This window comes from Streptomyces sp. SGAir0957, from assembly GCF_043523415.1.
In genome coordinates, this window is the sequence record NZ_CP027291.1 from 272370 (window position 1) to 297063 (window position 24694).

General features: G+C 69.7%; 24 protein-coding genes and 1 pseudogene. 1 reads left to right on the forward strand and 24 read right to left on the reverse strand.

Annotated elements, in window-relative coordinates:
• Positions 1-10: 10 nt before the first annotated feature.
• The 12 genes and pseudogenes from C1N81_RS03885 to C1N81_RS03940 all read right to left on the reverse strand — a co-directional run.
• Positions 11-1060 carry an Eco57I restriction-modification methylase domain-containing protein gene (locus tag C1N81_RS03885; protein WP_394426765.1) on the reverse strand — a complete coding sequence of 350 codons (1050 nt, stop codon included), beginning with the start codon at positions 1058-1060 and terminating at the stop codon, positions 11-13.
• Positions 1057-2424, reverse strand: coding sequence for a hypothetical protein (locus C1N81_RS03890; protein ID WP_394426767.1), 1368 nt, complete (start codon positions 2422-2424; stop codon positions 1057-1059). The genes C1N81_RS03885 and C1N81_RS03890 overlap by 4 nt, the downstream gene beginning before the upstream one ends.
• Before the next feature lie 165 nt (positions 2425-2589).
• A complete protein-coding gene (locus tag C1N81_RS03895) occupies positions 2590-3099 on the reverse strand; it encodes a hypothetical protein (protein ID WP_394426769.1) in 510 nt (169 codons plus the stop codon).
• A gap of 113 nt (positions 3100-3212) precedes the next feature.
• Positions 3213-3662 carry a hypothetical protein gene (locus C1N81_RS03900; RefSeq protein ID WP_394426771.1) on the reverse strand — a complete coding sequence of 150 codons (450 nt, stop codon included), beginning with the start codon at positions 3660-3662 and terminating at the stop codon, positions 3213-3215.
• Complete coding sequence (locus C1N81_RS03905; protein WP_394426773.1) at positions 3659-4648, reverse strand: hypothetical protein; 990 nt, start codon at positions 4646-4648, stop codon at positions 3659-3661. The genes C1N81_RS03900 and C1N81_RS03905 overlap by 4 nt, the downstream gene beginning before the upstream one ends.
• Before the next feature lie 83 nt (positions 4649-4731).
• Positions 4732-5313 (reverse strand): hypothetical protein, encoded by a 582-nt coding sequence (locus C1N81_RS03910; protein ID WP_394426775.1) that lies wholly within the window; start codon positions 5311-5313, stop codon positions 4732-4734.
• Between the two features lie 20 nt (positions 5314-5333).
• Positions 5334-5867, reverse strand: a complete 534-nt coding sequence (locus tag C1N81_RS03915; RefSeq protein ID WP_394426776.1) for a hypothetical protein — start codon at positions 5865-5867, stop codon at positions 5334-5336.
• A gap of 171 nt (positions 5868-6038) precedes the next feature.
• Positions 6039-6812 (reverse strand): hypothetical protein, encoded by a 774-nt coding sequence (locus tag C1N81_RS03920; RefSeq protein ID WP_394426778.1) that lies wholly within the window; start codon positions 6810-6812, stop codon positions 6039-6041.
• 33 nt (positions 6813-6845) lie between these two features.
• A complete protein-coding gene (locus tag C1N81_RS03925) occupies positions 6846-7670 on the reverse strand; it encodes a hypothetical protein (RefSeq protein ID WP_394426780.1) in 825 nt (274 codons plus the stop codon).
• Complete coding sequence (locus tag C1N81_RS03930; RefSeq protein ID WP_394426782.1) at positions 7667-8164, reverse strand: hypothetical protein; 498 nt, start codon at positions 8162-8164, stop codon at positions 7667-7669. The genes C1N81_RS03925 and C1N81_RS03930 overlap by 4 nt, the downstream gene beginning before the upstream one ends.
• 184 nt (positions 8165-8348) lie before the next feature.
• The gene (locus C1N81_RS03935; protein ID WP_394426784.1) at positions 8349-9131 is read right to left on the reverse strand and encodes a hypothetical protein; all 783 of its coding nucleotides are present in this window, start codon (positions 9129-9131) and stop codon (positions 8349-8351) included.
• 143 nt (positions 9132-9274) lie between these two features.
• Positions 9275-9631 (reverse strand): annotated as a pseudogene (locus tag C1N81_RS03940) (HU family DNA-binding protein); the annotation flags it as partial.
• 321 nt (positions 9632-9952) lie between these two features.
• Between C1N81_RS03940 and C1N81_RS03945 the strand changes: the two are divergent.
• Complete coding sequence (locus tag C1N81_RS03945; protein ID WP_394426786.1) at positions 9953-11548, forward strand: ADP-ribosylglycohydrolase family protein; 1596 nt, start codon at positions 9953-9955, stop codon at positions 11546-11548.
• A gap of 82 nt (positions 11549-11630) precedes the next feature.
• On the opposite strand, the gene C1N81_RS03950 is transcribed toward C1N81_RS03945, so the two are convergent.
• The 12 genes from C1N81_RS03950 to C1N81_RS04005 all read right to left on the reverse strand — a co-directional run bounded on the left by C1N81_RS03950 (position 11631) and on the right by C1N81_RS04005 (position 24690).
• The gene (locus C1N81_RS03950) at positions 11631-12971 is read right to left on the reverse strand and encodes a hypothetical protein (RefSeq protein WP_394426788.1); all 1341 of its coding nucleotides are present in this window, start codon (positions 12969-12971) and stop codon (positions 11631-11633) included.
• A 274-nt stretch (positions 12972-13245) separates the two neighbouring features.
• The gene (locus C1N81_RS03955) at positions 13246-14019 is read right to left on the reverse strand and encodes a GP88 family protein (RefSeq protein WP_394426790.1); all 774 of its coding nucleotides are present in this window, start codon (positions 14017-14019) and stop codon (positions 13246-13248) included.
• 5 nt (positions 14020-14024) lie between these two features.
• Complete coding sequence (locus C1N81_RS03960) at positions 14025-14459, reverse strand: hypothetical protein (RefSeq protein ID WP_394426791.1); 435 nt, start codon at positions 14457-14459, stop codon at positions 14025-14027.
• 56 nt (positions 14460-14515) lie between these two features.
• Positions 14516-15028, reverse strand: coding sequence for a hypothetical protein (locus C1N81_RS03965; RefSeq protein WP_394426793.1), 513 nt, complete (start codon positions 15026-15028; stop codon positions 14516-14518).
• Positions 15029-15269: 241 nt separating this feature from the next.
• Positions 15270-15698 (reverse strand): hypothetical protein, encoded by a 429-nt coding sequence (locus C1N81_RS03970; RefSeq protein WP_394426795.1) that lies wholly within the window; start codon positions 15696-15698, stop codon positions 15270-15272.
• Positions 15695-16447: a helix-turn-helix domain-containing protein gene (locus C1N81_RS03975; protein ID WP_394426797.1), complete on the reverse strand. Its 753-nt coding sequence runs from the start codon at positions 16445-16447 to the stop codon at positions 15695-15697. The genes C1N81_RS03970 and C1N81_RS03975 overlap by 4 nt, the downstream gene beginning before the upstream one ends.
• Positions 16395-16856, reverse strand: a complete 462-nt coding sequence (locus C1N81_RS03980; protein ID WP_394426799.1) for a hypothetical protein — start codon at positions 16854-16856, stop codon at positions 16395-16397. The genes C1N81_RS03975 and C1N81_RS03980 overlap by 53 nt, the downstream gene beginning before the upstream one ends.
• Positions 16857-16870: 14 nt before the next feature.
• Positions 16871-19105 (reverse strand): hypothetical protein, encoded by a 2235-nt coding sequence (locus C1N81_RS03985; RefSeq protein WP_394426801.1) that lies wholly within the window; start codon positions 19103-19105, stop codon positions 16871-16873.
• Complete coding sequence (locus C1N81_RS03990) at positions 19105-21735, reverse strand: hypothetical protein (RefSeq protein WP_394426803.1); 2631 nt, start codon at positions 21733-21735, stop codon at positions 19105-19107. Before C1N81_RS03990 ends, C1N81_RS03985 begins: the two co-directional genes overlap by 1 nt.
• Entirely contained in the window at positions 21735-22142 is a 408-nt protein-coding gene (locus C1N81_RS03995; RefSeq protein WP_394426804.1) for a hypothetical protein, read from the reverse strand. The genes C1N81_RS03990 and C1N81_RS03995 overlap by 1 nt, the downstream gene beginning before the upstream one ends.
• An 80-nt stretch (positions 22143-22222) precedes the next feature.
• Positions 22223-23338, reverse strand: a complete 1116-nt coding sequence (locus C1N81_RS04000; protein ID WP_394426806.1) for a DUF4417 domain-containing protein — start codon at positions 23336-23338, stop codon at positions 22223-22225.
• The gene (locus C1N81_RS04005) at positions 23335-24690 is read right to left on the reverse strand and encodes a ParB N-terminal domain-containing protein (protein WP_394426808.1); all 1356 of its coding nucleotides are present in this window, start codon (positions 24688-24690) and stop codon (positions 23335-23337) included. Before C1N81_RS04005 ends, C1N81_RS04000 begins: the two co-directional genes overlap by 4 nt.
• Positions 24691-24694 lie beyond the last annotated feature (4 nt).

Below are 24694 nucleotides of genomic sequence, written 5' to 3' on the forward strand. Positions count from 1 at the left end.
GTGCTTCGGCTCAGTCGAAGCGGGGAAGGAACTCGGTGACGTATCGCCGGCCGAACTCCCGTTTCATGAACGAGTTCGAGGTCAGCTGCGCCACGAAGCCGCCCGGGACGGCCAGGCGATCCAGCATCAGCGCGGTGAAGGGGAGGGCCAGCGAGTACTTGCCGCTGGCGACCTGCGGGTACGCGGCGCGCACGCGGTCGCGGACGACGGGGTCCTTCGGTGTGATGTACGGCGGGTTGGCCACGCAGGCGTGGTAGGTGCCAGCGGCCAGCAGGGGTTCGTCGCGCGCCAACAGCGAGTCGGCCGCGGCCACGTTGACCGACCAGTTCGACGGAAGACGCTCCAGGGGCGTGCGGAGCATGGTGGCGCAGCTGGCGAGCAGGCGATACGCCGTCAGTGCGGCGGCGTAAGGGTCGAGGTCGACCCCCGTCACCGCGGCCAGCGCGCGCTCGAGGGCCCGATGCCCGTGTGAGGCCGGGGCCGAGCCTCGCCCGCGGATGGGCGGGACCCGCGCCATGTGGAAGGCCGCCATGACGATGTGCCCCGTCCCGCAGGCGGGGTCGATCATCCGGGTGCTGGCCGGCCCCCACTCCTCCATCGCCGGCTCCAGAGACAGGCGGAGCAGCAGCCGGGCGATCCACGGCGGGGTCTGGCACAGCGCGCGGCCCTTGCGGGCATCGTCGGAGAGCAGCTGGTACGTGTCGCCGAGGGCGTACCCGTCGATCCGGTGCTCGTCCTCCAAGGCGGGGTGTCGATCCCAGAAGGTGCTGATGGACTCCCACGCGATCTCGCCGAGCGGCTGGGACCAGACCGGCAGCATGCGCGGGTCGGTCAGCGCCGCAAGGGCCGGGTGGCAGGAGGCCAGGATCTCCAGGGACTTGCGCAGCCCGTCTGCCCCGGGCGCAGGGCCGCTGTCCGGGAGGAGGCCGTGGTCCTGGGCGTGCCGGACAAGGCCGGCGGCGTGGATCCACAGGGCGGCGCTGCGCCGATCGCCGGTGTCCCGGGCGACAGAGGCGGTCAGCTTCTCGTACGCGGCCGCGGGCAGAGTGCGGGTGGTCATGATTGCTCGTCTGGGGAGGCTGCCTGCTGCTCGCCGACGGTCATCGCCGCCCACACCCTGGCGAAGCCGTCGCGGGCCTTGTCCTGGACGCCGGCGGGCGCCGTCACGTAGAAGTCCTCGACCGCTCCGTACGCCTTGGAGTCCGGGCGGGTTCGGGTGCGCACGCGGTCGATGCCGGCACGGTGGGCGCTGGTGGAGTGCTCGACCGGCCGATCCAGCGCCGACGCGGCGTTGCGCAGGAACGCGCCGACTTCCGCGCGGCTGCCGGTGCGTACAGTCTTCACCGACCGGTAGACGGTCCCCTTGATGCTGTTGTCGCGGCACTCCGGCTTGGCGCAGCGGTCCCCGTGCGCGGTGCGGCACTCGGGCCGGCGTCCTGCGGTGTAGGCGCGCTGCAACCGGTAGACGGCCCAGTCCTCGTCGTCCAGGCGCGCCTCGAACTGGCCGAGCGCCTCTGTGTTGCCGTCGTTGACGACGCGCCGGTGGAGGGTGTCGTCCTTGTAGAGCGAGCTGTTGTCGTTGAGGGCCATGGAGACGTACTCCAGGCGGAGAACGCGAGCGGCCAGGTCGGGATACTTCCGCAGCCGCTTCAGATGATCCGGCTGCGGCGAACAAACCCCCGAAAAGGGACAAACAGGGCAGTAGCTCTTGGACATGGCCACGCCGAGCCGCTCCTTGACGTAACCCTGCACACCCTTCCTGTCGAGCCCGAGCCGGATGAGGGGATAGTCGAGGGCGAAGATGCGCGTGCCGGCCTTCTTGTCCCTGCAGGCCTGGTGCCGGTTGGCCTCGACGGCGCGCTTGTGCTCGTCCGCGTTGTAGCCGAAGAGTTTGCCGACTGTCTGGCCTCCCGCCTGGTCGCGCTGGAAGCGCTCGATGGGGAAAGCCTTGAATTTCTGGGCGCATCGGTGACCGCCGGCGTACTGCGGGACGGTGCCGTTGGCCTCCAGCTCGTCCATCAGCGTCCACTGCCCGCGGCTGTGCATCTTCCCGGGATTCGTGGTGTCGCTGAGGACCTGGACGCCGGCGTCCTCCAGGTGGCCGGCGCGAGACACCTGCGCATAGCGGATGCCCTTCGCGCGGAGCCTGGGCAGGACGTGGTCCTGGACGTCGGCGACCGTGTCTGGAAACTCGAATCCCGTCAGGCCCGTGATCACGCTGAAGTCGGAGAAGTCTTCGGCGATGCCGAAACTGACGGGATCGTCGAGGATCGCCAAGAGCACGGCCGTCGAGTCGACGCCGAGGCCGTAGGAGAGTGACTTACGGGGTGCTGCGCGGAAGGCATCCAGTGCTGCCGGGGAAGCCACCTCAGCCTGATTTCCAGACGGGACTGGAATGGGAGCGTCGAACAGGGTCAGGGTCATGGTCTGGGCCAAACAATCGGGCGGTGCGGGCCGTACGGGCCGCACCCGCTGGTGGAAAAGGCGCAAAAGGGGGCCGCAGCGCTGTTGATGTCGGCTGGGGCGGAGCGGCCGGGGCTGCGCGCCGCTCGGGTGGACTCGGCGGCGCGCGATGACGGGCACGGCGGGTCAGGCCATGTGCCTTCGCCATGCGTGTGTGAGCTTCCGCTGGAGGTCGGCCTCGTACTCGTCGGCTTCCGACCCGTGGACCCTTTCGTAGGCGTCGAGTTCCGTGGGGCTGGCGACGAGCCGGCAGAAGTCCTCTGGGAACAGCTGGGCGAACAGGCGCATGTACAGGTAGGCGGCAGCGGAGTTGAGTGGGGCGGGCAGGCTGCTTTCCATGAGGACGCAGATCATCTCGGCGGCTGTCGCCGGCCGAGTGTTCTCGCCCTCGGCAACCCGGTCGAGGATTTCCGCGGCGTGGGCCCGGTAGAGCCGCTCGGAGGTGTGGAGCCGGCCGAGGGTCGGGCGCACGAGAGAGGAGGCGTGCCAGATCGGCCCCCGGCCGTTCTCGTGGTGGCGCTGCTGAGCAGCCTGGATTTCGTCTTCTGCCCATTCCCGCACGGTGATGATCGGGGCCAGCATCGATTCGAGATTGCGCCAGATGTCGGCCAAGGTCTCTTCGGAAGCGGTGCTCACTGCGTGTCCGTTCTGTTCTGCGGATCAGGGGGCGTTCGGCCGTCACGTCCCGCGGGGAACCCCGATCCCGGTGCGATGCCCAGCGCCGGCGGAGCCGTGACAGGCCTGCGCGGTCAGGCCGGCCGGGTGGCTGCGATGCCTGCCGGGGTGAGCCAGAGGCGGTGTTTGGGACCGGTGCGGCCGTCGTCGCCGTCGGTGGGCTGGGCCACGCCGTGGGCGTCCCGGTATTCGGCGAGTCGGAGCCGCACGAGCGCGTCGGCGGTCGGCCAGGCGACCTTCGAAGGCACGGAGCCGCGGTCGTCGGCGGAGTCGATGGCGGCGCGCTGCGAGTCGTTCAGAATGGCGCGCCGCCCTGCGCCGGTGATGACGTATGGTCCCGCGCCCTTGTCCTGGGCGGCCTCCGGCGGCAGCCGGTACCCGTCGGAGTCGTTGCGGTAGACCAGTCCGTCGTCCAGGTAGGTCTGAAGCGTCGCGCGGCTGACCCGCGCGGTGAGGTGCCCGTCCGGGTGCGCGGACGCGGACCGGAGGTGGTGAGGGGCGGGCGGTTGCGACTGGTTGCTCATCGCGGACCGTCCAGGGCGAGAGGTGGAGTTGATGCCGACAGGAGGTCGGCCGGCAGCTCGCTTCCGGCAGACGGAGCGATCGCGCGGCAGTTCTCGGGGCCCTCACAGCGCGTTGCGGCGTGCGGGTTGGTCCACTGGCATTTGGGGCAGCGCCACATCAGCCCGGCCGTGACTGCCGCCGCGTAGATCGCAGCCTCCTGGTCGGCGTCGGCACTGGCCAGGAGCTCTTCCAGCACTGGCGGGCGCGGGGCACGCGTGGGCCCGTCGTCCAAGACCACGGTGTCCTCCACCACCACGCGCAGCGGCACGGAGCCATCCGGCCGGACGACGTGCTCGGCGTCGGCGTTGTCCGTGTGCACCGAGACCTGCACCACGCCGTCCTCGTGGTCGAGGTAGGCGAAGACGAGCACTCCGACCACCTCCATGCACGGAAGGCCGTCATCGTCCGCCGCGTAGAAGACTGCGGCGCGATTGAGGACCTCGGCCTCCGCGGCGGCCGGGAAGTCGAAGTCCAGCGGGACGAAGCGGGAGCGCCGGTCGCGGACCACCTCAGCCGCATACAGCTCGTAGCCCTCGTTCGGCCGTGCGTTGCCGTCCGAGCCGTAGTAGAACTCGACGGCTTCGGTGTCGTCCGCCGGAGGGCGCTCCGGCACACCCGGCTCCCCGTACAGGTTGTCCCAGCATCCCCGTGCGTAGCTGGCGAGTTCGGCATAGGCGGCGGCTTCGGTGGAGTACGGGACGGTGGAGTCCTCGTGGCTGCTCCACATGCGCAGCAGCCAGACCTGCTCGCCCGGTCGAGGGTCCAGAAGTGCGGTGCGGGCGGGGGCGAGGCGGCCGGCGGCCTGAGCCAGGATTTCGGTCCGTGCGCGAGCTGCCAACTCGCGGTCCGGCGCCGACAGGTCGGCAGCGGCCGGCGAGTCGGCCAGGGCGCCGGCGATCCGGACGAGGCGCTCGACGTCGGGCGGGCTGAAGGTGGTAGTGATCATGGTTCTTCCTCGTGGCAGGCGAAGGCCCGGCAGGCTGTGGCTGCAAGGCACGCGGGCGGTGTGTGGTCGGAGTTCTGCCGGGGCTACAGGCCCAGTTCCTGGAGCGCCTCCAACAGCGCGAGCGCGCGCTGGCGGGCCGGGGAGACGCGGATGCGGCGGATGCGCAGCGGCTTGCTGGGGAGCTCGATCCCGATGGGTTCGCCCTGGGCGGTGTGTCGGAGCCGGTACTTTTCCAGCGGCAGCATCCACGCGTCCCAGTCATCCGCCGTGCTGCCCGAGCGCCGCTCGTCCTCCTCGCTGGGGGCGGTCACGGGGCAGGAGCAGCTGGGGTCGTCGCACGGCCGCCCTGCTGGGTGCCGGGCGATCACCCCGCCCTCGCGGTAGGTGGTCACGGCTCCGGACAACATGGGGCAGGCCTGCCCGGAGTAGATCATGCATGGCGGATGGAGCCCGGGCTCCGGCGCGTACCCGACGCTTACGTCCTGGGGCCGGAGCAGCACATAGAACCGCTCGTGCAACGGCCTCTCGCAGATCTGACAGAGGCGGTTGACGAAGGCACGGGTCCGCTTGCGCGGGTCGAGCGCGCCGAACGTGACCGCGTTGTTGTGCTCGAAGGACACGTAGGGAACGACCAGGCCACCGTGGCGGGGGCGGTGAGCGCACATCTGCGGGACCGGAGGCGCGCTCACTGTTCGCCGCCCGCCGGGGAAGGCGCCGGAGGCGTCGTGGACGTGGGGAGGCTGAGTCGCTTCAGTAGCTGCCGGATGCGCCGAGATCGGCCGTACTCGTCATCGGCGAGGGTGGTGCTGAACAGCTCCCGGGCCAGGTCGAGGTCGGTCGCCTCGGCGTCGACGCCGTACTTCGGGAGCGCGGCGCGGATCAGACGGTCGCCCTCTTCGCTGGCGGGCCGGATCTCATCCGTCCAGTCCCAGTAGTCGCACAAAGCCGTGCGACGCTCGGTGCGGCTGCCCATGGCTTCGGGGACCCAGACGAGGTGACCGGTGTCGTCTGCCAGGGCGAGCGCCGCCGTCAGCTTGTTCACGCCGTTGTGCGAACGGAACATCACCGCAGCGAGACACATGTGGTGTTCGGGAAGGGCGCGGGTGGGCACCCAAGTCGCAAGCGCGGATTCGGCGTTCTCGGCGCACGACAGCCGGGAGAAGAGGTTGAGCACGCGCATGTCGAACGCGACGGCGTACTTCGGAGCGGTGTCGGGCATCGAAGCTCCTTTGGACAGTGGTCGGGCGGCCGCGGGCGCGGGCCGGGACGCCGAGATGAGACGCGGGACGCCGAAGTGGCGCAGCGGCATGGGGTGTTGGTCGGTCAAGGGGGCGTAGCGCCTACAGGGCGCCGCCCCCGAGCCGGTACAAGTACATTACATAAAGAAACTCTAATGTGCAACGTCATGGACGTGGACAGTCCCCCGAGGGCCTTCAGAGGCACGGAACCAGGCCGACAACAGGTCCGTGCACAGCTGCCGGATCCCGCCCCGCTCCCAAAGGTCTCGCGTCTCGGGCATCGAAGCCGGCCACCAGTACACGGAGACCGCATTGGACACGACATCCACGGCCACGCCGTATCCCTCGTCCTTGCTCCAGTCGGCCATTCGAACGTGGGGGCTCAGTGCCGCAACGACCCGCTCGTGCAACCGGGCAGCCTCCTCCTTAGCGCCGCGCACGGCCACACGAATCGCCCGCGCCTCCTCCAGGGGCACGGGGCGGTAGACGGTCCCCCGCCCGTCGGAGTCGTGCTCGATGACGACCAGCGCCCCGCCCTGCGCCGGCAGGACCCGGTCGCGGCCGGCCTCTGCGGCGAGCTCGAGCAGCCGATGCCCGGAGACGGCGGTGTCCGGGCCGGCGGCGGGCACGGCCGACCCCCGGTAGTGCTCATGCCGTACAAGCCCCGTTGCGTGCCGCACGTTCAGCATGGCCCGCGCGAGCTCCCGCGAACCCGGTTGACCGCCTGCGGCGTAGTGCACCAGGAGGCGATGGATCTCTCTGGCCTGCTCCTCGCTGGGGGATGCGAACTCGCTGCCCGTCACGCCGCGCATGATGAAATCGATCACCTGCGGTACATAGCCGGCGGTGTAGGAACCCCGCCGCAGTAGGCGGAGTTCCGTCTGCGTGTACGAGCCGGAAACCGGGGCGACAAGTGCTTCGGACACGGGCAATCACCTCTTCTGGCGGACGGTGCCGGGTTACGGACGGGGCGGGTTCTGGGCACGGAGAACGGCCGTCCATGCGTCGTGCTCCGCCGCCGTGAGCACGGGCGGCGGGCTGATGGGCGCGCGGCCGAAGCACTGCTCGCACCGGCGCGCGGTGCCGTCGGTGAGGCCGTGACCGCCCTCCCGATCCGCGAGCAGCCCCCCGCACACAGCCCGCCTCTCCTGCGCCGGAGGCTCGAACGTCAGGTGCACGAGGTCGTCGGCGAGCACCGCATACACCTCGACGGCAGATTCTCGGCTCGTCGACGGTCCGAACTGGGCCGCGAGGAAACGTACGACGAGTCCGTGCGCAGTTGCCCGCCGGTCTTCCAGCGGCCGGGGGTCGATGGGCGCCTCACCGACGGGATGCAGGGGCGGCCGCAGGTCGGCCGTCAGACGCTCGACGAGTGCCTGAGCCTCGGCCCGGAACCCGGGATCGTCGCCACGGGGGTCGTGGCCGCGCATTCCGGCCCAGACCCACGAGGTGGGCACGAACATGGCCAGGCGATCGAGCAGGTGATACGAACTGCTGCTGGCCCAGGTGACGTAGGCGGCGCAGGGCTCGTGCCCGCAGCTGCCGGCGGGCGCCTGGCAGGCGCGCAGCTCGAAGCGAAGCCCGAGCGCGGTTGCCTCGGTGCGCACAAGCCCGAGCTGCGGCAAGGCGCCGTGGCCGCCGCGAAACCACCAGGCAGGCTCCCTGCCCAGGACCGGGCCGGGCTCGTCGCTGTGACCGGGCCCCTGCACCTCGGCCGCGCGGGCCAAGACCAAGGTGGTGTGAGCCGAGGTGACCCGGCCGTGTTCGACCACGAGATAGGTCATTGCGGTGTCTTTCTGTGGGACTGGTCGGGGACGACCGGAAGGTGGATGGACGGCCCGTTGCTGCGGGCGTCGGGATGGCGGTCCTGCCACGTCCACGAGCGGCGGACGGTGCCGTGGCCGGTGGCGTACCGGGCGGTCATCACGGCGTCGGTCTCACACACGGAGGGGAGGCCGATGAGCTCCCGGGCGATGTGCTCGGCGAAGTCGTGACGGACGGCGGCGCGCGGGCCGAGACCGCGGACGGCGGCCCACGACTCGCGGTTCACCTCCAGGCGCCAGGCGAGTGCCATGTGCACCCGCCCGTCGCGGACCCGGAGTTGAGACGAGCCGTAGCCGTACGCCCAGCCCTCGGCCTCATCCAGCGCCTTGATGTCGGTGATCGACGACGTGACGTACCAGCACAGTTCCCGGGGCACCTCGGCCGCGTCGTAGCCGCCGTCCTCGGCGAAGGAGTCCACCCCGACGCTCCACCACGTCTCCAGGCGGGTGATCACGTCTTGCCGTCGCCGGGATCACCGCATGGCGCGATCGGCGCATCCGCGGAGGTGCGGCACGCCGTTGCGGTGGTGTCGGCGTCGAACGGGACAACAGCCTTGGTCTGCGTCGAGTGGTGTGGGCTCGCGTATGGAGGCGTGCCGCCCCTCGCCGCGCCGGCCTTGAGTCCGCCGGACCCGGCGTTCACGTCGGACGTCCCTGCACGGGCAGCCGGTAGCGGTTGCACTCGCGGTCATGCGGCCGTCCGGGGCGCTCGTTGCCGTAGCAGTCACAGTGACGGGAGACGGGGGAGGTCAGCCAGTCTGCGACGGCCGCGGCGAGGACGGCGGAGTCTTCGGCGCAGTCCACCAGACCTCCGGCGCCGGTGACGAACACCGGGTCGCCGACCGGCTCGCCGCGCTCGTCGTGCAGGAACATGTGCCAGCCGGTGTGCGCCTCAGGGGCGTGCCGGACGGAGTAGAACCGGTCGGCTATGGAGAGCCGGCCCCAGAAGCCGTGGGTGAACGGCAGCGGAATGTCGAAGCGGTCGGGGCCGATCGACAGCCCGTCGCCCGGGGTGATGCCGTACTCGGCGAGCGCGGACAGCAGCATGAGCCCGGCCGAGCGGCCGGTCATCCAGGCGGCGACGGCGCACGCGGCCGCCTGCGCCTCGTCGGCGATGGGGCGAAGACGGGCGGTGCGGTAGAGCGCGCCCGCCTGGTGGTGGGATTGCGGCGTGCCGTCCGGCCGGCGGATCGTTGCCGTCACGCATGCGCGGTCAGCGTCCGGCTGCTTCGAGGGAAACGCTATCCACCCGAGCATCACGTGGACGTGGTTGAGTGCCTCGGCCCGTGGCACGTCGGCGGCGTGCGCGAGGATCGCGCGGTTCTCCCGGTCGTAGTAGGCGCAGACGCCGACGGCGGACAGGGCGGTCAACAGGACGGTCGCCGAGGGCGGCGGGCCGTGCGGCGTGGGGCTGATGAGCATCGTGGTCCTCGGGGCGGGAACACACACCCGCCACGGGAGCGCGGCGGGTGTGTCGGTGCTACGGCCGGGAGCCGGGGTGCCCGGCCGCAGTGGGGATGGATGCCTGACGTGATGTGCGGCGGCGGAGACGATCAGGCCGCGATCGTCTCCAGCTGCTTGGTAGAGCCGGACAGGGTTCCCTTGGGCGCCTTCTTCACCGCCACCTGCTCCGTAGCGGGGAGCTGCTTGGAGCCGTCCACGAGGTCCTTGAATCCCTGTCCCGCGCGGAATCGGGGCACCGAGGTCTTCTTGACGTGGACCCGTTCGCCGGTCTGAGGGTTACGGGCGAACCGGGCGGGGCGGTCGACCTTCTCGAACGCACCGAAGCCGGTGACCGACACTCGCTCGCCGCTGACAACTGCGCGGAGGATGGCGTCGAGTACGGCGTCGACGGCGTCGGCAGCCTGCTGGCGGCTGCCGATCCGGTCGGCGACGGCATCGACGAGCTGGGCCTTGTTCATGTCGAACTCCATGGAAAAGGGGGAGGGTTTGCGCCGTGAGGGGCGCGCATCCGCTTCGTGACCTGCCGCGCCGGACGGACGCGGACGGGAGGAGAGGGGGCCGGCCGATGCAGCAGCGGCGGCTGCTCAACCGAACGACATCGACAGTACATCACGCAACATGAACATGCAATGCATCTCGTCGGGTTGACGTTATGGCGGTGTCGTGTCAGGCTGACATAACGACAGCGGGTCGAGCGCCCGGCAAGTTCACGCCGCGCTCCCCGCCACCGTTCCTCTCAGGCTTCCCGCACACCACATGACATCGGGAGATACCCCGTGATGACGATGCTCACCGCCCTCGCAGCCACCCCTCAGCCCTCCGGCTCCCGGCCGCTGGACATCCATGCCGCCGACCGCGCGGCCGGTGTCCTCATCGGGGCTGCGTGCGGTGATGCTCTCGGCGTCCCCTACGAGTTCCAGCCGCGACTGACCGCCAGCCAGCAGCCCGTCATGATCGGTGGCGGCCTGGGCCCATACAAGCCGGGGGAGTACAGCGACGACACCCAGATGCACGTCTGCATCGCCGAGGTCGCCGCCACCGGAGCCGACCTCACCAGCCGATCCGCTCTCGACCAGATCGCCCGCCGCTTCCACGCATGGCGCGAGGGAGGCGCAAGCGACATCGGCTCCCAGACCCGGACGGTGCTGAGCGCGGCCAGGGCCAACAAGGCCGCTTCACCGTCAGAAGCCATGACGGCGGCCGCCGACGCCTACACCGCCCGCACCCGGTACAGCGCGGGCAACGGCTCACTGATGCGGACCGGCATCGTGGCCCTCGCCTACCTGGACGACCTCGACGGCATGGTCGAGGCCGCCACACGGATCAGCTCCCTGACCCACAGCGACCCCGAATGCGTGGAAGCGTGCATCCTGTGGTGCTCCGGCATCCGGACCGCCGTCCTCGAAGGCAGCTTCGACGGCGTCCGTAACGGCGTCGCGCTCCTGGCCCCGGACCGCCAGGACCTCTGGAACACGCGACTGGACGAGGCCGAGGCCAACCCGCCGCACCACTGGCCGACGAACGGATACGTGGTCACCGCGCTCCAGGCCGCCTGGTCAGCCATCACCCGCACCGCCATTCCGGAGCACGCACCCGAGCACGGCTCGTTCCCCGCCCAGCACTTCCAGCTCGCGACCGAGGCCGCCGTCCGAGCGGGCAACGACACCGACACCGTCGCCGCGATCGCGGGGGCTCTGCTGGGCGCACGCTGGGGCGTCTCGGCGATCCCGCTCGCCTGGCAGCAGGCCGTCAACGGCTGGCCGAACCTGACCGGCCCCGACCTGGTCCGCCTGGCCGTGCTGACGGCGCGCGCCGGAGCCGACGATGCCGACGGCTGGCCCTCAGCCGCACGCGTCCGCATCCCCGCCTACGCGGGCACGGAATTCGTCGCCCCGCATCCGGAAGACCCCGGCGTCCTCATGAGCAACCTGCCCATGACCGAGTTCCAGGGTGAGGCTCCGGTCGACGCGGTGGTGTCGCTCTGCCGGGTCGGTCAGGACCCGATCTTCGCCGGGACCGACGTCGAACACGTCAGGGTCTGGCTGGTCGACAAGGAAGGCGCGAACAGCAACCTCCACTTCGTGCTCCACCAGACCGCCCACCAGATCCTCCGGCTGCGCCAGGAAGGCAAGCGGGTCTTCCTCCACTGCGTCGCAGGCCGCTCGCGCACCCCCGCTGTGGCAGCCGCCTACGGCACGCTCCTCGGCGTGCACCCGCACACGGCGCTGGTGAACGTCTACCGGGCCCTGGGACGGCAGTGGACCCTCATGGCCCACCCGCAGTTGCACGACGCGGTGTACGAACTGGCCGGACTTCCGCCGCACCGGCCCCGTCCGCTGCGCCGATTCCTCCTCGACAGGCACATGCGTCGTTGAACACTCCGGCTCAACCGGAATGTCTCGCATATGAGTTGGGCCCGGTACCCCCACCGTGGGGGTACCGGGCCCAACTCATATCTCAGTCACGAGGCCGCTTGGGCTCGAAGTTCCCCGGTCCGCGCCGGCTGGTGATGACGTCGTACACCGTCTCGCGATACCAGTGGTAGGACAGCACCCGCGGCTTCTTGCCGTCGTCCGGAGTCCGGTCTGCGTATGGGATCTGCCCCCGGGTGTGGTACGACGTGACGGTTTCTCGCGCCAGGGGCTCGCCCCGTGTGGCGACACCCCACACCGCCGCGAAGTCATCCACGTCCAGAAGGTCGCGAGGGTCGCCTTCTGGCAGCGGGTTGAGCAGCACCGGGCCGGTGCCTTTGAACGCGGCCCACACGTGCGGGCGGGCCTCCCTCACCCAGTCGTCGACCTCGTCCTGGTCCCACACGCGCGGCGCTGTCCGCAGGGGGGCGGGGAACGCCTTGCGGACGACTCTGCCGTTCTCCCGCTTCTCCTTGACCCTGGTCCAGTTGGTGCCCGTCTCCGGGGGAACGCCATAGCGCGGGCCGATCTGATCCGCGGCCAGCTCGACCCCCTTCTTGTTCCGAGACCGTCGTCCCGCCCCTGCGGCCGCCGGCGCCTGCTCCTCCGGTGCCTCGGAAGGGCCGGCCGACTCAGCCGCCGCCGGCAGCCGCTGTGCCGCTTCCCAGGTGCGCCGCCGCTCGGAGCGCACCCAGGCGTCCACCAAGGCCGCGACGTAGTCGGCTCCGTCCGGTGCCGGAAAGCCCTCAGTGCGCGTCCACCTGCTGGCTGTCGGCCGGCTGACCCCGTACTTCGCGGCGATGCCATCCACATCCACGCGCGACGACGACTGCTGTGCGGCGCCGGACTGCTTCTTGGGCTGGCGCCGCGCCGGTGCCTGCGCGCCGCCGGCACCTCCATCGGTTTTCTTCTGGCGTCGCATGCTCCGCGGACGGTTGACCCAGTCGTAGACGGTCTGACGGAACCACCTGCGGTCCGTCACCTCGGGCTTCAACCCGTCGCCCGGCGTGCGGTCGGGCTTGGGCATCGTCTCCTTGGACAGGTACCCGCGCAGGGTTGCGGCCGGCACCGGCTCGTCCCGCCCGAGCGCCTTCGCCTCGAGCTCCCCGATGTCCTTGAGGGACAGCAGATCCTTGGGATTGCCCTCCGGAAGGCCGTGGGGGTTGTCCGATTCCTGGCCGCGCGCCCAGTGGACGGGCAGGTTTTCGTGGAGCCACTCGTCCACCTCACGAGCATCGCGGACCAGGGTGCGACCGGGGCCGTCCGGCCAGCCTTCGGGGAACCCCTTCATCTCGCTCCAGTACCCGACCTGCGGCACGTTGACCTTGTACTTCTCCGCGATCTCCTCGGAGGTCAGGACCTCTTCGTCAGCGTCGGCGGGGATCACCGTGATCACTCCTTGTCGGGCCGGCGGGGGTGCAGGCCGAGGTGGTGGCTCCGTGGCCGGAGCCGTTGGTGGGACGGACTCGGGATGACGCCGACACCGCCGGCTCCCTTCGGTGCCGGCCCCCTGATCGCGCAGGGGCAGGCGCTAAAGTACATGGCGCTAGAATGATATGCAACGTGGCGTCGGGTGTGGCGCTCTTCGGACTCGGCCTCGCCGGATGCGCGTGTGGGGGCCGAGCGGATATCCGCTCGGCCCCCACACGCGCATCCGGCGATCAGTGAACCAGGTCGAACTGCCGGCTCGCGGCCGACTTCTTCGCGGCCAGCTTCGCGTCCCGCGCACGCTGCAGACTTCCGAAGGTCTCCGTTCCCTGCCGCTTGAGAAGGTGAGGGATCCGGTTAGCCGGGATTCCTACGAGCGGCGACTCTCCGAGCACGGAAAGAAGGTCGGATTCCGTCTGGTCAGAGTACCCGGCAGAAATCAGAGCTTCGAGGTCCGGGAACACGTCCGCATGCCGATCGGCGCCAAGGTTGAGAAGGCGGTCCTCTTTGCCGCCGAGGCTGTAGCACCACAGAAAATTGCTGGGCGCATCATTCTCGACGAGCCGCTTAAAGCGGCTGATCTCCTTGGTGTAGCAGTAAAAGGAAACGCCAGGAGAGTTGCTCATGATGCGCAGCCACATCAGGAGGTATTCGTCCGAAAAGAAGTCACCTGAATCGTGCAGCCGGATCCACTTTCCAACGTACCGCTTGTGACTCAGTTCGTCCGTCATCTGCTTCTCGAATTCATCCGGAGAATCCCGGCAGAGAAGGAGGTTTCGGATGTGTGCGGCGCGTACGTTCTTGAACCGATAGGTTCCGACGCGAGCGTAGCACAATTGGGCGCAGACTCCGGCCTGAGGGCATACGTTGAAATTGCTGCCGTCGGGAAGTTTCACCGCGAAGGCGGGAAGCGTCCAATTGAAGACGCCGATTCGGCGCAAATCCGAATTCTGCGTGAGGAGCCACTTGCGCGGACTCTTCTTCGGCGTGTTGGTGGCCTCGACCATGTCTGTCACTTCTTCGCTTCCGGGGTGGGATGGGGTGCGGCGTTGACCCGGCCGGGGCAGCCGGCGTGCGGCTGGATGCATGCGTGGATCCCGAGCGCGGTCACGCCGCCCTCCGCCCGCGCGAGAAGCGCGAGACCTTTGGCAATGGCGGTGCGGGCACCGGACTGGTGGCTGCCGCCGTACTGGGCATCGTCGCCGTGCTCGGCGATCAGGTCCGCTGCCCCCTCGCTCATCCGGGCGGCTTCCGCGTCACTGATGTGCTGCATCTGCGCGATGAACAGCGGAACCATGAACAGCAGCCAGTCCGTCCAGATGCGGGGTGCCGCGCTTCCGGGCGAGGCGACCACCAGCCCGAAAGGGCCATGTCGCTGCGAGGAGTTGAGAGATTTCATATCGGGATCTCCGGGGTGATGCGCGCCGACGGCGAGCTGCGGCTTCATGCAGGGGCGCCCCCGGCTCAACAGAGCCGGGGGCGCCGCTTGGAGGGCTGACCGCTTCAGTTGCCGCGTGCGGGGCACGCAGATTCGTGGGCGGAGGAGCAGCGGAATCGCGGGGATCCGCCAAGGGCGTCGCGGGCTTGGAGGAGGTAATCGCCCAGATCCTCGAAGCAGTTGATCTCCTCGGTGGGGACCGGCTGCCGGCAGTGCGGGCATCGGTCGACGAGGTCGAAGACCAGGCGCCGGCGCTCGTCGTACGTGGCGAGGAAGTTGAGTGCACGGCCCTCGCTCGGGATGGTCAGTACGGCCGCGCGGTAGTACTGGCCGCCCGGCAGGAGTGGGTGGACGCGGTCGTGCTCGGTGTGGATGGCGATGGGGCGGCCAACGGAGCTGAGGCGGAGGCGGCAGCGGAGCACCCGCTCTACCCAGGCGAGTGCGTCGCCCGACCCGCGATGGAGGCGCGGGTCCGGCCCCGCCGGGGCGGGCCTGCCGGTGCGTGCGCGGCTCATCGCCGCAGTCACCGCGGCGAGTTCGAGAGGGCTGAGGGCAGGGGTGATCGTTGTGCTCGGCATGGCTTCTCCGGGATGGGATGGGCGTGGCACGACCGGCGCGGAAGCGCCTGTCATGCCCGAGCGGAATTCAGTGACCGCTGACGGCGGTCCTGGGCTGGGCGGTGTCCCCGCCCCAACGATGATTACAGTACATCGTGAAACAGAAAGTTGCAACGCATGGGTGATGTGAATCCCGCTCGGCCGCCGCGAGGGGCGGGCCGTCGGCGCACGGATACCGCCGCCGGCCCGCCCTCTGCGGCAGTTATGCCACGACGGTCAACTGGCCTACACAGTCCATGAGTTGCTGGGCGCGCGCGAACGCCGACTTCTTGTGTCCGTAGGAGGGCACGACCAAGTGCATGGTCTCGTGCGCGAGGGCGCGGTCCGCTTCCTCGCGGGTCTTGACCAGTGACAGGTTGATGGCCATCAGCGGCACGGCCAGCCGGGCTCCCTCCGGGCCCAGGTAGACCTGTGCCGCGTAGTGCGCGTAGAACGGCATCCCGGTGACAGAGGCGTACGCCTGAAGGTCGACCACCAGGTGGAAAGGCCGCTGGGAGACGTTCGCGAACTGCTTGGCACGCCAGCGCAGCCAGCCCATGTCGACCGGGAGGTCCCGCTCGTGCGGGGGCAACGGGCTGCGCAGAGCAGCGTGCCGGGCGTCCGTCACTGGGTGTCCTCGGTGCACGGTCACGGCTTCCTCCTTCCGGTCTGTTTCCGGCCGGCGTCGGCCTGCGCGGAGCGTGCCAGGTCGAGCAGGGCCTTGGCGGAGACCCCGAAGTGCGCGGCGAGGCCCTCCAGCACGACGCCCTCGAGGACCGGCGCTGGCTCGCCGGCGGCCCGGACACCTGCTGCGTGGGCCTGGACGACCTGGTCCTCGTCCACCTCCCACGAGGCCGCCAACCTGGCCGCGGTGCCGGACTTGAGAGTCCGGGTGAGGCCGTTCTCGAGCATGGCGTAGCCGCTGCGCGTCAGGCCCGCGACCGTGGCCGCGGCTGCCTGGTCCTGCCCGGCGCCGCACCGCAGGTCCTCCATCGTGGTGTCGTGCCCAGGGCGGAGTTCCTCGACCGTGATGGACAACGCGTCCGCGAGCACGGTCAGGGTCTTCCATTCCGGGATGCGCTGGCCGTCCTCGTAGGCGCAGACCAGGGAAGGGGGCATCCGCACGGCACGCCCGAGCTGTTGCTCGGTCATGCCACGCCTTGTGCGGGCGGCGCGGAGCGCGGCTCCGTCGAATCCGCGTACACCGCGACGTCGTGCTGCCACGCCACTCACCTCCCTGCTGTGTCGGGCCGGCCCAGGAGCAGGCCGGCGCCTCGTGGTCCGCGCTATCGGAGGGCCATCATGCCAATACGGCTGCCGGCACCCCTGCCGGCGGACGTCGAGGTGCTCACGCATAGCGGCCGTGCCAGGAGTCCGCGTCCAGACGACCCAGTGCCGCATCCTCGTCCGGGGTGAGCCTGTTCGTGAACTCGTCCCATCGGGCCAACTCGGCAAGCTCGGGCCCGTCCGCAGGTTCCACGCGTGCCCTCTGCCCGTGGACGAGCTCTATCTCGACCGCGTCGTCGACCAGCCGGATGGCTTTCCACTGCAGGGCGCGGCGACGCACGACGCCGAGGTTGAACTGATATCCCTCTGCGGTGTCCTGGCCGCCGATCAGTGGCCTGATCCATACCGTCTGCTCCCTCTTCTCGAAGCGGTGGTGCCGGGCGAGGGCGGCTCGGAAGGCCTCGCTGCCGTCTTCGTCGAAGACGATCAGGCGCGCGCCGGCGTCGATCGGGTCCCCCGTGGGGCTGTGGTGGCCGACGAGGAGGTCCGAGAACCGCTGCTGCCACTGGTTGTCCGATGTCACGGTGCGGTTCCTCATCAGTAGTCGTCGGTCAGGCACAGGACATCCTCGACCGGCTTGCCGCCGAGTTCGGTGATGCCCCGCGAGGCGAAGGACGCCAGGATCATCTTTCGCTCGCCGGCGGACTTGCACACGATCCGGCTGGGCGCCTCGGCGCCGAGGAGGTCGATGCCGTTCCTGAACATCACCTCGTTGCCGTCCCCGCCGAACTTGGCGATCTTCATCGGATCGCGGGTGATCGCGTTCTTGTTGTACTTGTAGTGGTCCGGGTTGATCGCCCCGTAGTGGTCGCTGCTGTAGCCGTAGTAGTCGCTGCGGCGCATGAGCACACTGGGGTCGTCCCAGATCAGGGCGCCGCCTCCGTGGTAGGAGGCGCTGGGCTGGACCCGCAGGAACACCGAGTTCGCCCCGCCGGTCATCTTGTCGTCCTGCTCGCTCATGCCCACGCCGCTGCCGATCCCCATGACGGCCCGCTTCTCCGTGGATGCCAGCACCCCGGTGCCCAGCAGACTCGCCAGGTCACCGCTGCCCAGGCTGTGGGTCAGCGACCGTCCCTTGAAGGCGGACTTGACCTCTTCCTGCTTCCCGGTGACGTCGAAACGGGACCATGACAGCCACTTCCCGGTGGTCGCGGGAGTCGGCTCGTAGCCGGGGCTTGCCGCGAGTTCGGCGCCGCTGGCGAACCCGGTCGCCTTGGCGACCGCGTCGCGCACCACCTCGACCTTCATCGGCAGAACCTTGTGGGCCGCTTCCAGATGGATCCGCTTCATCTGCGTCTGCAGGGCGTCGCTGTCCAGCCCCATCAGGGTCTCCATGCGCTGGTGCACGATCTCCTGGACCTGGAGGTCCTGAAGACCCTGGGCCGTCTCCATGGCCGCCTTCATGCCGGCCGCGTTGCCCAGGCCCTGCGCCTTGATGTTGTTCGACAGGTAGGTCCACTCGCCCTCGGCGGCGGTCATGGGCTTGTTCATGAGGTGCAGCTGTTCCAGCCGCTCCACGAGTTCCTTGCCGTGTCCGGCGCCGGGCGGCGCGTGGACCTCGAGCTGACCGCGCAGCGAGTACTCCGTGCTGGAGGGGTCGTTCTCCTTGTAGGGCCGGTAGACGGCCTTCCAGCCGTCCCCCATGTCGATCTCGTACTCGGTCCCCTGCGCGTGGCTGCGGGTCACTCCGTCCCAGGAGCTCTGCCCGGTGACCGGGTCCAAGGTGGCCTTGATCCGGCTGGCCTTGCGTACGGTCGCCGCGAGCGTGCCGGGTTCCGGCTCCGCGTCGGGCACCGGAACCTCCTTGGTGACCATCTTGGGCCCGGTCACCTCGTACGGAGCCATCCAGGGCAGCGGTGTCCCACCGTTGTCGATCTTGTCCTTCACCAGGTCGAGCTGGTCCATGTAGTGCTGGGCCATCGACTTCCCGTCATCGCTGACCGACGGATCGTTGAGCACCGCGGAGACGGCGTCGACGGCCGCCTGGTGCTTGGCGATCGATGCCTCGGACATCGGCAGGTCGTGCTTCAGCTTGTGCTGCACCGAGCTGACCGCCTTCGAGGTCAACTCGCCCAACTTCTTGTCCTTGTCGAGGGCCAGGCGCTCCTTGACCTCTTCCTCGACCTCCACCTCCTCCATGTGCGTGCCGGGAATGCTCAGCGCGTCGAGCAGTTTCTCCTCCGCCTCCTCGGAGACGTGCGTCAGGAGGACCTCCCGCGGACCGTCAGCGGAGTCGTATGCGACGAGCGCGGCCTCGGAGCTGATGAAGTCATCTCCGCCGACCAGGATCGGTGCGCCTGTCGGCTGCCCGACCGGAGGTTCCGCAGGGACGGGCGTCAGCGGCGGATCGGTCTCCTCCTCCTCGTCGTCCTCCGTCTCTTCGGCGAGCAGCTGCGCCTCGTCGCCTGGCTGCGCCTCGTCGCTGGCCTGTTCCTCCTGTCCGGGCGCGGGAGGCTCGAGTTCCTCGGCCGGGGCCTGCACGTCGGTCTCGGATGGAGCGACGGATCCGAGTTCCTGGCCGGCCTCAGTCTCTTGGAGGGGCGCTTCGGTGACATCCGAGTCCACGCCGTCTGTTGACTCCGCCGGCGCCTCCGGTGCAGGAGTCGGCAACTCCGGTATCTCGATCTCAGCGCCGCCCGTGGCGCCCGTGAGCCCGGCACCCTCGCCCGCAGCCGGCGCACCGCCGAGCTCGACCGGACCGGGCGGGCTCTCTGCGAGCGCGGTCGGACTGACCGCGTAGCTCTGGTGACTGGACTTCGACCCGGTGCCCATCAGCTACCTCCGTGCTTGAGTGAGGCGCCGGAGGGCAGCTTGAGCTGCTTGACGAAGAAGTCGGCGAAGTTCGGACGCAAGGAGTTCTTCCTCTCGACGGCGTGGTCCAGGAACGCGTTGGCGATCTGCTCGTGCGTGACCTGGGACTGGGGGATCTTCAGAGCCTTGGCGGCCCGGCTGCGCATCTGCGGAACCCAGGCCACGCCGGACTTGGCCCCTTCGTGCGCGGTGGAGTGCAGGACCGAGCGCAGCTGCGCATCCGGCATCGACTCGAACTTCTTGATCACCGGGTGGGCCGCGGCGGGGTTGATCTTGACGCCTTTGGCGAGGCCGCCGCTGAGGGCGGCCTGGTAGAGCTTCTGGTGAACGGGGGTGAAGCCGCCTCCGCCGCTGGGGGCGTAGTCGATCGACAGCTTGTCCTGCCCGAAGTGCTTCCACGCCTGGCCACGGTCGATCTGCACCAGGCCCCCGGACGGAGTCTCCAGCCAGTTCTCCTGATGACCGTCGTGCTCGCTGATGTACCAGGAACCGACGTGGGAGCGGACGATCGCGTCGACCTGGCTCTGTGTCCACTGGCTCGGGCTGGACGTGAACGGCTTCGCGCCCTGGAGCAGCGGCTGCATGCTGCCGGCCGTCCCATCCGCCTGCTTGTGGTGGTAGACCGGGACCGACGGGACGCCGCCCAACGACAGGACGTGGGACGCGGCGGCCTCCGTGTGGCCCAAGGCGCCGCCGTGGTTGTGATCGACCTTGAACAGCCACTTCGAGCCGTCGGGGGCTTCGTGCACGGTCTTGGCGTACGTGCCGCCGAGGTTCGACGCCTTGGTGCCGGGCCCGAAGGTCCACCCGGCGACCTCCTTGGCGTCGATGCGCGCCGGCACGTCCTGGCTGGTCGCCTTCGCATGCTGGACCTCGGCCATGAGCGCCTGGATGTTGGCGTTGAACGACCCCGGCTTGGCCGGCTTCGGTGCCTTGGTCGGCTTTGAGGCGGGGGGTGCCGCGGCCGTCCCGGAGCCGGCCGGCCCGCCTGCGGTGCTGCTGGCCGGCAGCTTGCTCGCCAGGGCCTGCACCGCCTCGTCGGAGGCCAGCTCACCACCCGACTTGGTCGCCGGGGCCGCGGCGGCCGCGGCCTTCGCGGCCTCCTTCTTCGCGGCGCTGGCTGAGACCTTGGCTTTGATTGCCTCCTGGTCGTACTTCGGATTGAAGCTCGCCGCGATGTAGTTCTGTACCTGGGCGCGTGTGGCCTTGTCGGCGTTGTCCATCCCGAGCTCGCCGGCGACGGTGCGCAGGTCGGAGAGCTTCTGGTCCTTGGCCCACGCCTTGAAGTCGTTGGTCAGGCCCTCGGGGTTCACGTACTTCGCCGCATCGGCGCCCGGGTGTTCGGCGAAGGGCTCCTCACCCGTGAACTGCTGGCTCTTGGCGTACCAGCTGTGGGCGGAGTGCTGCATGTCCTTGAGCTCGCCGGCGTTCTTCGCCCAGGAGGCGATCGTCTGCGGTGCCCCGGGCTCGCCCGCGGGCGGAAGGTTCAGCGGCTCCCCGTTGCCGGGGGCGAGGGCGGAGTGCGTGGCATAGGCGGCGTCAAGGTCCGCCAGCTGCTGCTGCCGTTTGACCGCCAGGTCCTTCAGGCCGGTCGCCTCGCTGTCCGGCGTCGTCGGCCGAATGAGCGTGACGAGCTGGTGGGGCGTGAGGTGCTTCGCCTCGGCCTCGGTCAGGTTCCCGGAAGCGACAGCCTCATCGACCAGGGGCTTTACGTCGCTGGGCAGCAACTTGTTGTGGGCGAGTGCCTGGTCGACCATGAGCTTGGCTTGGGCCTTCGCCTTGTCGAGGTCCTCGCCGAGCTCGGGGCAGTCCACCGTCGCCACCTTGTGCTCGGCGGCCAGCATGGCCTGCAGCGCCTCGCCCTGCGGTCCGCCGGCCGTGTACTTGGCGGCGTGGTTGTAGGTGCCGATGGCGCTGGTGAGGGCTCCGCCGGCGGCTTTTGCCTCTTCGGGCGTCGCCGACCACGAACCCCCGCTCACGGGCGGCTCCATGCCCTCGAGCTGGTGCAGGTCGGCCAGGGTCATTCCGCCCACCGTCTCGCCGGCGAGGAGCTGCTGGTACCGGTCGAGGGCGGCGGCCTGGATCTTCTGCTTGGACGGGATGTCGCCGGGGTACGCCGGGTCGAGCCAGTGGACCAGAGGGTGCTGGCCCTTGCCCGACAGCCCTACCAGTGCCGGGTGTTCGAACCCCTTGGCCTCGGCGATCTCGCGCAGGTCGTCCTCGTCGAGAGAGTTCAGGTAGGCGAGCGTCTGGGCCTTGAGTGCCTTGGTGTGCGCTTCGATCTCCTCGTCGGAGGCGCCGGCCTCCTTCAGCTTCTCGATGGCCTCCTGGACCTGCTCCACCTGGCTGACGAACGCGTTGTACCGCTCTACAGGGTCCTCGGGAACGGCATCCTCGATGTCGACCGCGAACGGTGGATCGGCGATCTCGCCCATGTTGTTCATGGCCATGAGCAGGTCGGCCTTGGCCTGGATCTCCTCGCCGGACATGGGCTGTTCGGGCGCCTCGGCCACGGTCTGCTCCGGTGCCTCGGCTGTCGCCGTGGGGCCCACCGCGTAGGAGGCGTGGCTGGACTTGCTGCCGGTACCCATCAGGCATCACCCCGGGACGGGAGCGCGGGGACGACTTCGGCCAGCAGCTCGTCCAGTACGAGGTCGGCGGCGTGGGCCAGATCGAGTGCGCCCTCGGGGGCGGCGGCGGGCTCGACAGCACAAGTGCCGGAGTGAGCGATCCAGCGCTCGACGTCCTGGGCCGAGGTGCCCTCGCCCAGACGCCCCCGCCACGGATCGGCCGTGTCGTAGACGAGCGGGACCCAGCGCACGACGCGCGCCGCCGGTTCCTGGCTGTGATCGAGGGCCAGCACGGCGACGGGGTCGACCGGAAGTCCCAGGGCAGGATGCCAGACGAGCAGGATCCATAGCTGCCAGGAGGAGGCGGCGGTATGCGATGCCGCGGAGTCGTCCGTCGTGGCGTCGGGCTGGGTGGGGTCGGTGGACATCGAGGGCTCCTCCCATCAGGGGTTTCACCTGCTACAGGTGTGGGAGGAGCCGCCGGTGTGACAGTCCGGGCAGAGAACCTTCAGCGGGCCGGCAGCAGCGAGGACATGTACCGGACCGTCGCGGCGAAGGCGTCCTCGGAGCGGGCGTGGACGTCCTCGCGGCCGTTCGCGGTCATGACAGCGCCGTGCAGGGCGTACTGGTGAGGGTTCTGGGAGATCAACGTCAGCCGGGTGCCGAAGAGCTCGACCATTTCCGCGATCCGATTGGTGCGCGACAGGCCCGTGAGGATGATCGGCATGTCGTCGGGAAGGTTCGCGGCCAGCCAGTGCAGACCGGGCCGCTCCCAGGTGTCCCAGGTGGAGTTGTCACGAACCGTCTGCACGTTCACGGCGATCGCTGCTGGGCGGGTGTCCTCGACCCAGGCCAGGTAGCGCTCCAGGTCCTCCAGCCGGAACCAGTAGACGTTCGGAACGACCGGCACACCGGCCTCGGCGAACTCCTGCGCGAGCATCAGGCTGCGGCGCATGTTCAGCAGGTGCTCGGTCCTGGGCCAGTCCCCGTAGATCGAGTAGTTGCAGGAGAGCACCAGGTCCCACTGCTGCTCCGCGATCCGTTCGACGAGATTGTCCCGCTGGCGGCGGGTCCAGAACGCCTCGACGAGCGGGTCCTCTCCGTAGCCGACGAGCACCGCCTTCTGGTGGGGCTTGAGGTCGAGCGCCTGGCGCGCCGACTGCTCGGTGAAGCGCCGGTACAGCGTGTGGGTGTCGGGAGAGAAGACCCGTCGCAGGCCGACGCCGTAGGCCGGCCAGTTCAGGCTGGCGTCGAGCTTGGTGACGGAGCTGCCGTCGGTCATGGGGATGAAGGACGGCAGACCGTCGGGCAGCGTCGTGTCGACGCTGATGTCATCGAAGGTGAGTGTGCCGCCCACGTCGGCCATCCATTGCGCGATGTCGGTCCGGCTGCCACAGCGGATGGGGCAGCCCCGGGTCACGCAGGCGTTCGCGGGAGCGTCGGCCTCGGCCGCGGCGCACCCGCAGAAACGGCAGTCGGAGTTGGTGCCCGAGCACAGGGGCTCGACGGTGGCAGGTCCGCCACGGCCGTCGGGCCCGGCGTAGAAGGCGCAGGCGTTGCAGTCGCAGCCGCGGCCCGGGAGGGGCACGCCGACGGTCGGGATGGGCAGGGAGACGCTGGTCATGCTGCTTCTGTTCCTTCGTGCTCGTGTGGGGTCATATCGCGGTCAGGATGGGCGGGTGCTTCGCCTTCGTCGAGGTGGTCGCTGAGCTCCTGGAGGACGAGACGCAGGGAGCCGCGGTCGTAGCGGGAGATCTCCTTGCCGGCCCGCACCTCAAGCAGCAGGCCGCGGACTCCGTCCAGCGCGGTGCGGACGACGCCCGCCTCCACGGCTGGCTTCGGCTGCTCGGGCTCGGCGTGCGCCTCGGGCTGCCTGTCCGCTCGGGGCCCGGGTGGCGGGAGCGGGGCGACCGGTGAAACGTCGCTGTCGGCGGATTCTTCGGAACGGGAGCTGGGCGAGGTGACCGACTCCGGGACATCTTCGGGCGTGTCGGGCGTCTCGTCTGGGCCGGGGACGCGGGCCAGCGCCGCGCGCCGGCCAGCGTTCGCCGCGTCCTGGCGGTCCTCCGCTGTCGTGATGATCTCGTCCGGGCCGAGTCCGGGTTCCTCCAGGCCAACGTTCACCGCGGTCGGCAGGAGGTGAAGCCGCTTGGAGCTCTTCAACGCTGCCCAGATCCCCTCGGCCGCCTCAGCCCGCCCGTTGCGGAGCTCGGCGAAACGAATCCTGGTGTTCAGCCGGATCGCCGCCTCGTCCATCTCCTCGGTGAGCTCGCGGGGCAGCGCGCGGAAGGCGCGTACCATTTCACCGGCCTTGCGCTCGTTGAGCTGCAGACCCAGGCGGCTGAGAACTTCGGCCCACGGAGCGGCACAGCTGTGGTCGGTGCCGCGGATCTTCTCCAGAGCCTGGAAGCGCTCCGCCGGGTCGGGGATGGCGTAGACGTCCTGCGGGACGGGCTTGCCCGCCTTCAGCAGCTTGCCCACCAGGATGGCGCACCGCTGGTACAGAAGGGCGGCGGCCTGCTCACCGGGACGGAGGGGCTCTCGGGCGAAGTTCTCGACGAACCGCCACATGTGCCGTTCCTCGTCGGACAGCGGGCCCGGGCAGACCACGGCGGGCAAGGCCTGGAAGTGCGGGTTGTCCGGGCGGTTCGTCGCGCCCCAGCGCATGGCACGCAGCCGCCGCTCGCCGGTGACCAGCCGGATCGTCGGCGCCTTGCCGTCGACGACGATCTCCTCGGCCAGCACCGGCTCCAGGAGACCGACGACGGACATGGACGAGATGAGGTCCGCGAGCTCCGACGGCGGCAGCGAGTCCGAGGGGTTGCGCGCCTGGGCCTCGGTGAAGGGGGCGCCCGCGCCGCGCAGCGGCAGCATCTCGAAGCGACGCTGCCGCAGCTTGACGCTGCGGTGCAGGATCTCGGTGAGCCGGATCATGCTCCCGCCGTCGGGCGGAGCCTCGAGCGAGGTACTGGTCATCGGA

Excerpts from the sequence above, each read along its gene's own strand:
- C1N81_RS03885 (WP_394426765.1), bottom strand. The coding sequence starts at position 1,060 with ATGACCACCCGCACTCTGCCCGCGGCCGCGTACGAGAAGCTGACCGCC.
- C1N81_RS03890 (WP_394426767.1), bottom strand. The coding sequence starts at position 2,424 with ATGACCCTGACCCTGTTCGACGCTCCCATTCCAGTCCCGTCTGGAAAT.
- C1N81_RS03900 (WP_394426771.1), bottom strand. The coding sequence starts at position 3,662 with ATGAGCAACCAGTCGCAACCGCCCGCCCCTCACCACCTCCGGTCCGCG.
- C1N81_RS03905 (WP_394426773.1), bottom strand. The coding sequence starts at position 4,648 with ATGATCACTACCACCTTCAGCCCGCCCGACGTCGAGCGCCTCGTCCGG.
- C1N81_RS03910 (WP_394426775.1), bottom strand. The coding sequence starts at position 5,313 with ATGTGCGCTCACCGCCCCCGCCACGGTGGCCTGGTCGTTCCCTACGTG.
- C1N81_RS03915 (WP_394426776.1), bottom strand. The coding sequence starts at position 5,867 with ATGCCCGACACCGCTCCGAAGTACGCCGTCGCGTTCGACATGCGCGTG.
- C1N81_RS03925 (WP_394426780.1), bottom strand. The coding sequence starts at position 7,670 with ATGACCTATCTCGTGGTCGAACACGGCCGGGTCACCTCGGCTCACACC.
- C1N81_RS03935 (WP_394426784.1), bottom strand. The coding sequence starts at position 9,131 with ATGCTCATCAGCCCCACGCCGCACGGCCCGCCGCCCTCGGCGACCGTC.
- C1N81_RS03945 (WP_394426786.1), top strand. The coding sequence starts at position 9,953 with ATGACGATGCTCACCGCCCTCGCAGCCACCCCTCAGCCCTCCGGCTCC.
- C1N81_RS03955 (WP_394426790.1), bottom strand. The coding sequence starts at position 14,019 with ATGGTCGAGGCCACCAACACGCCGAAGAAGAGTCCGCGCAAGTGGCTC.
- C1N81_RS03960 (WP_394426791.1), bottom strand. The coding sequence starts at position 14,459 with ATGAAGCCGCAGCTCGCCGTCGGCGCGCATCACCCCGGAGATCCCGAT.
- C1N81_RS03965 (WP_394426793.1), bottom strand. The coding sequence starts at position 15,028 with ATGCCGAGCACAACGATCACCCCTGCCCTCAGCCCTCTCGAACTCGCC.
- C1N81_RS03975 (WP_394426797.1), bottom strand. The coding sequence starts at position 16,447 with ATGCGGCACTGGGTCGTCTGGACGCGGACTCCTGGCACGGCCGCTATG.
- C1N81_RS03985 (WP_394426801.1), bottom strand. The coding sequence starts at position 19,105 with ATGGGCACCGGGTCGAAGTCCAGTCACCAGAGCTACGCGGTCAGTCCG.
- C1N81_RS03990 (WP_394426803.1), bottom strand. The coding sequence starts at position 21,735 with ATGGGTACCGGCAGCAAGTCCAGCCACGCCTCCTACGCGGTGGGCCCC.
- C1N81_RS03995 (WP_394426804.1), bottom strand. The coding sequence starts at position 22,142 with ATGTCCACCGACCCCACCCAGCCCGACGCCACGACGGACGACTCCGCG.
- C1N81_RS04000 (WP_394426806.1), bottom strand. The coding sequence starts at position 23,338 with ATGACCAGCGTCTCCCTGCCCATCCCGACCGTCGGCGTGCCCCTCCCG.
- C1N81_RS04005 (WP_394426808.1), bottom strand. The coding sequence starts at position 24,690 with ATGACCAGTACCTCGCTCGAGGCTCCGCCCGACGGCGGGAGCATGATC.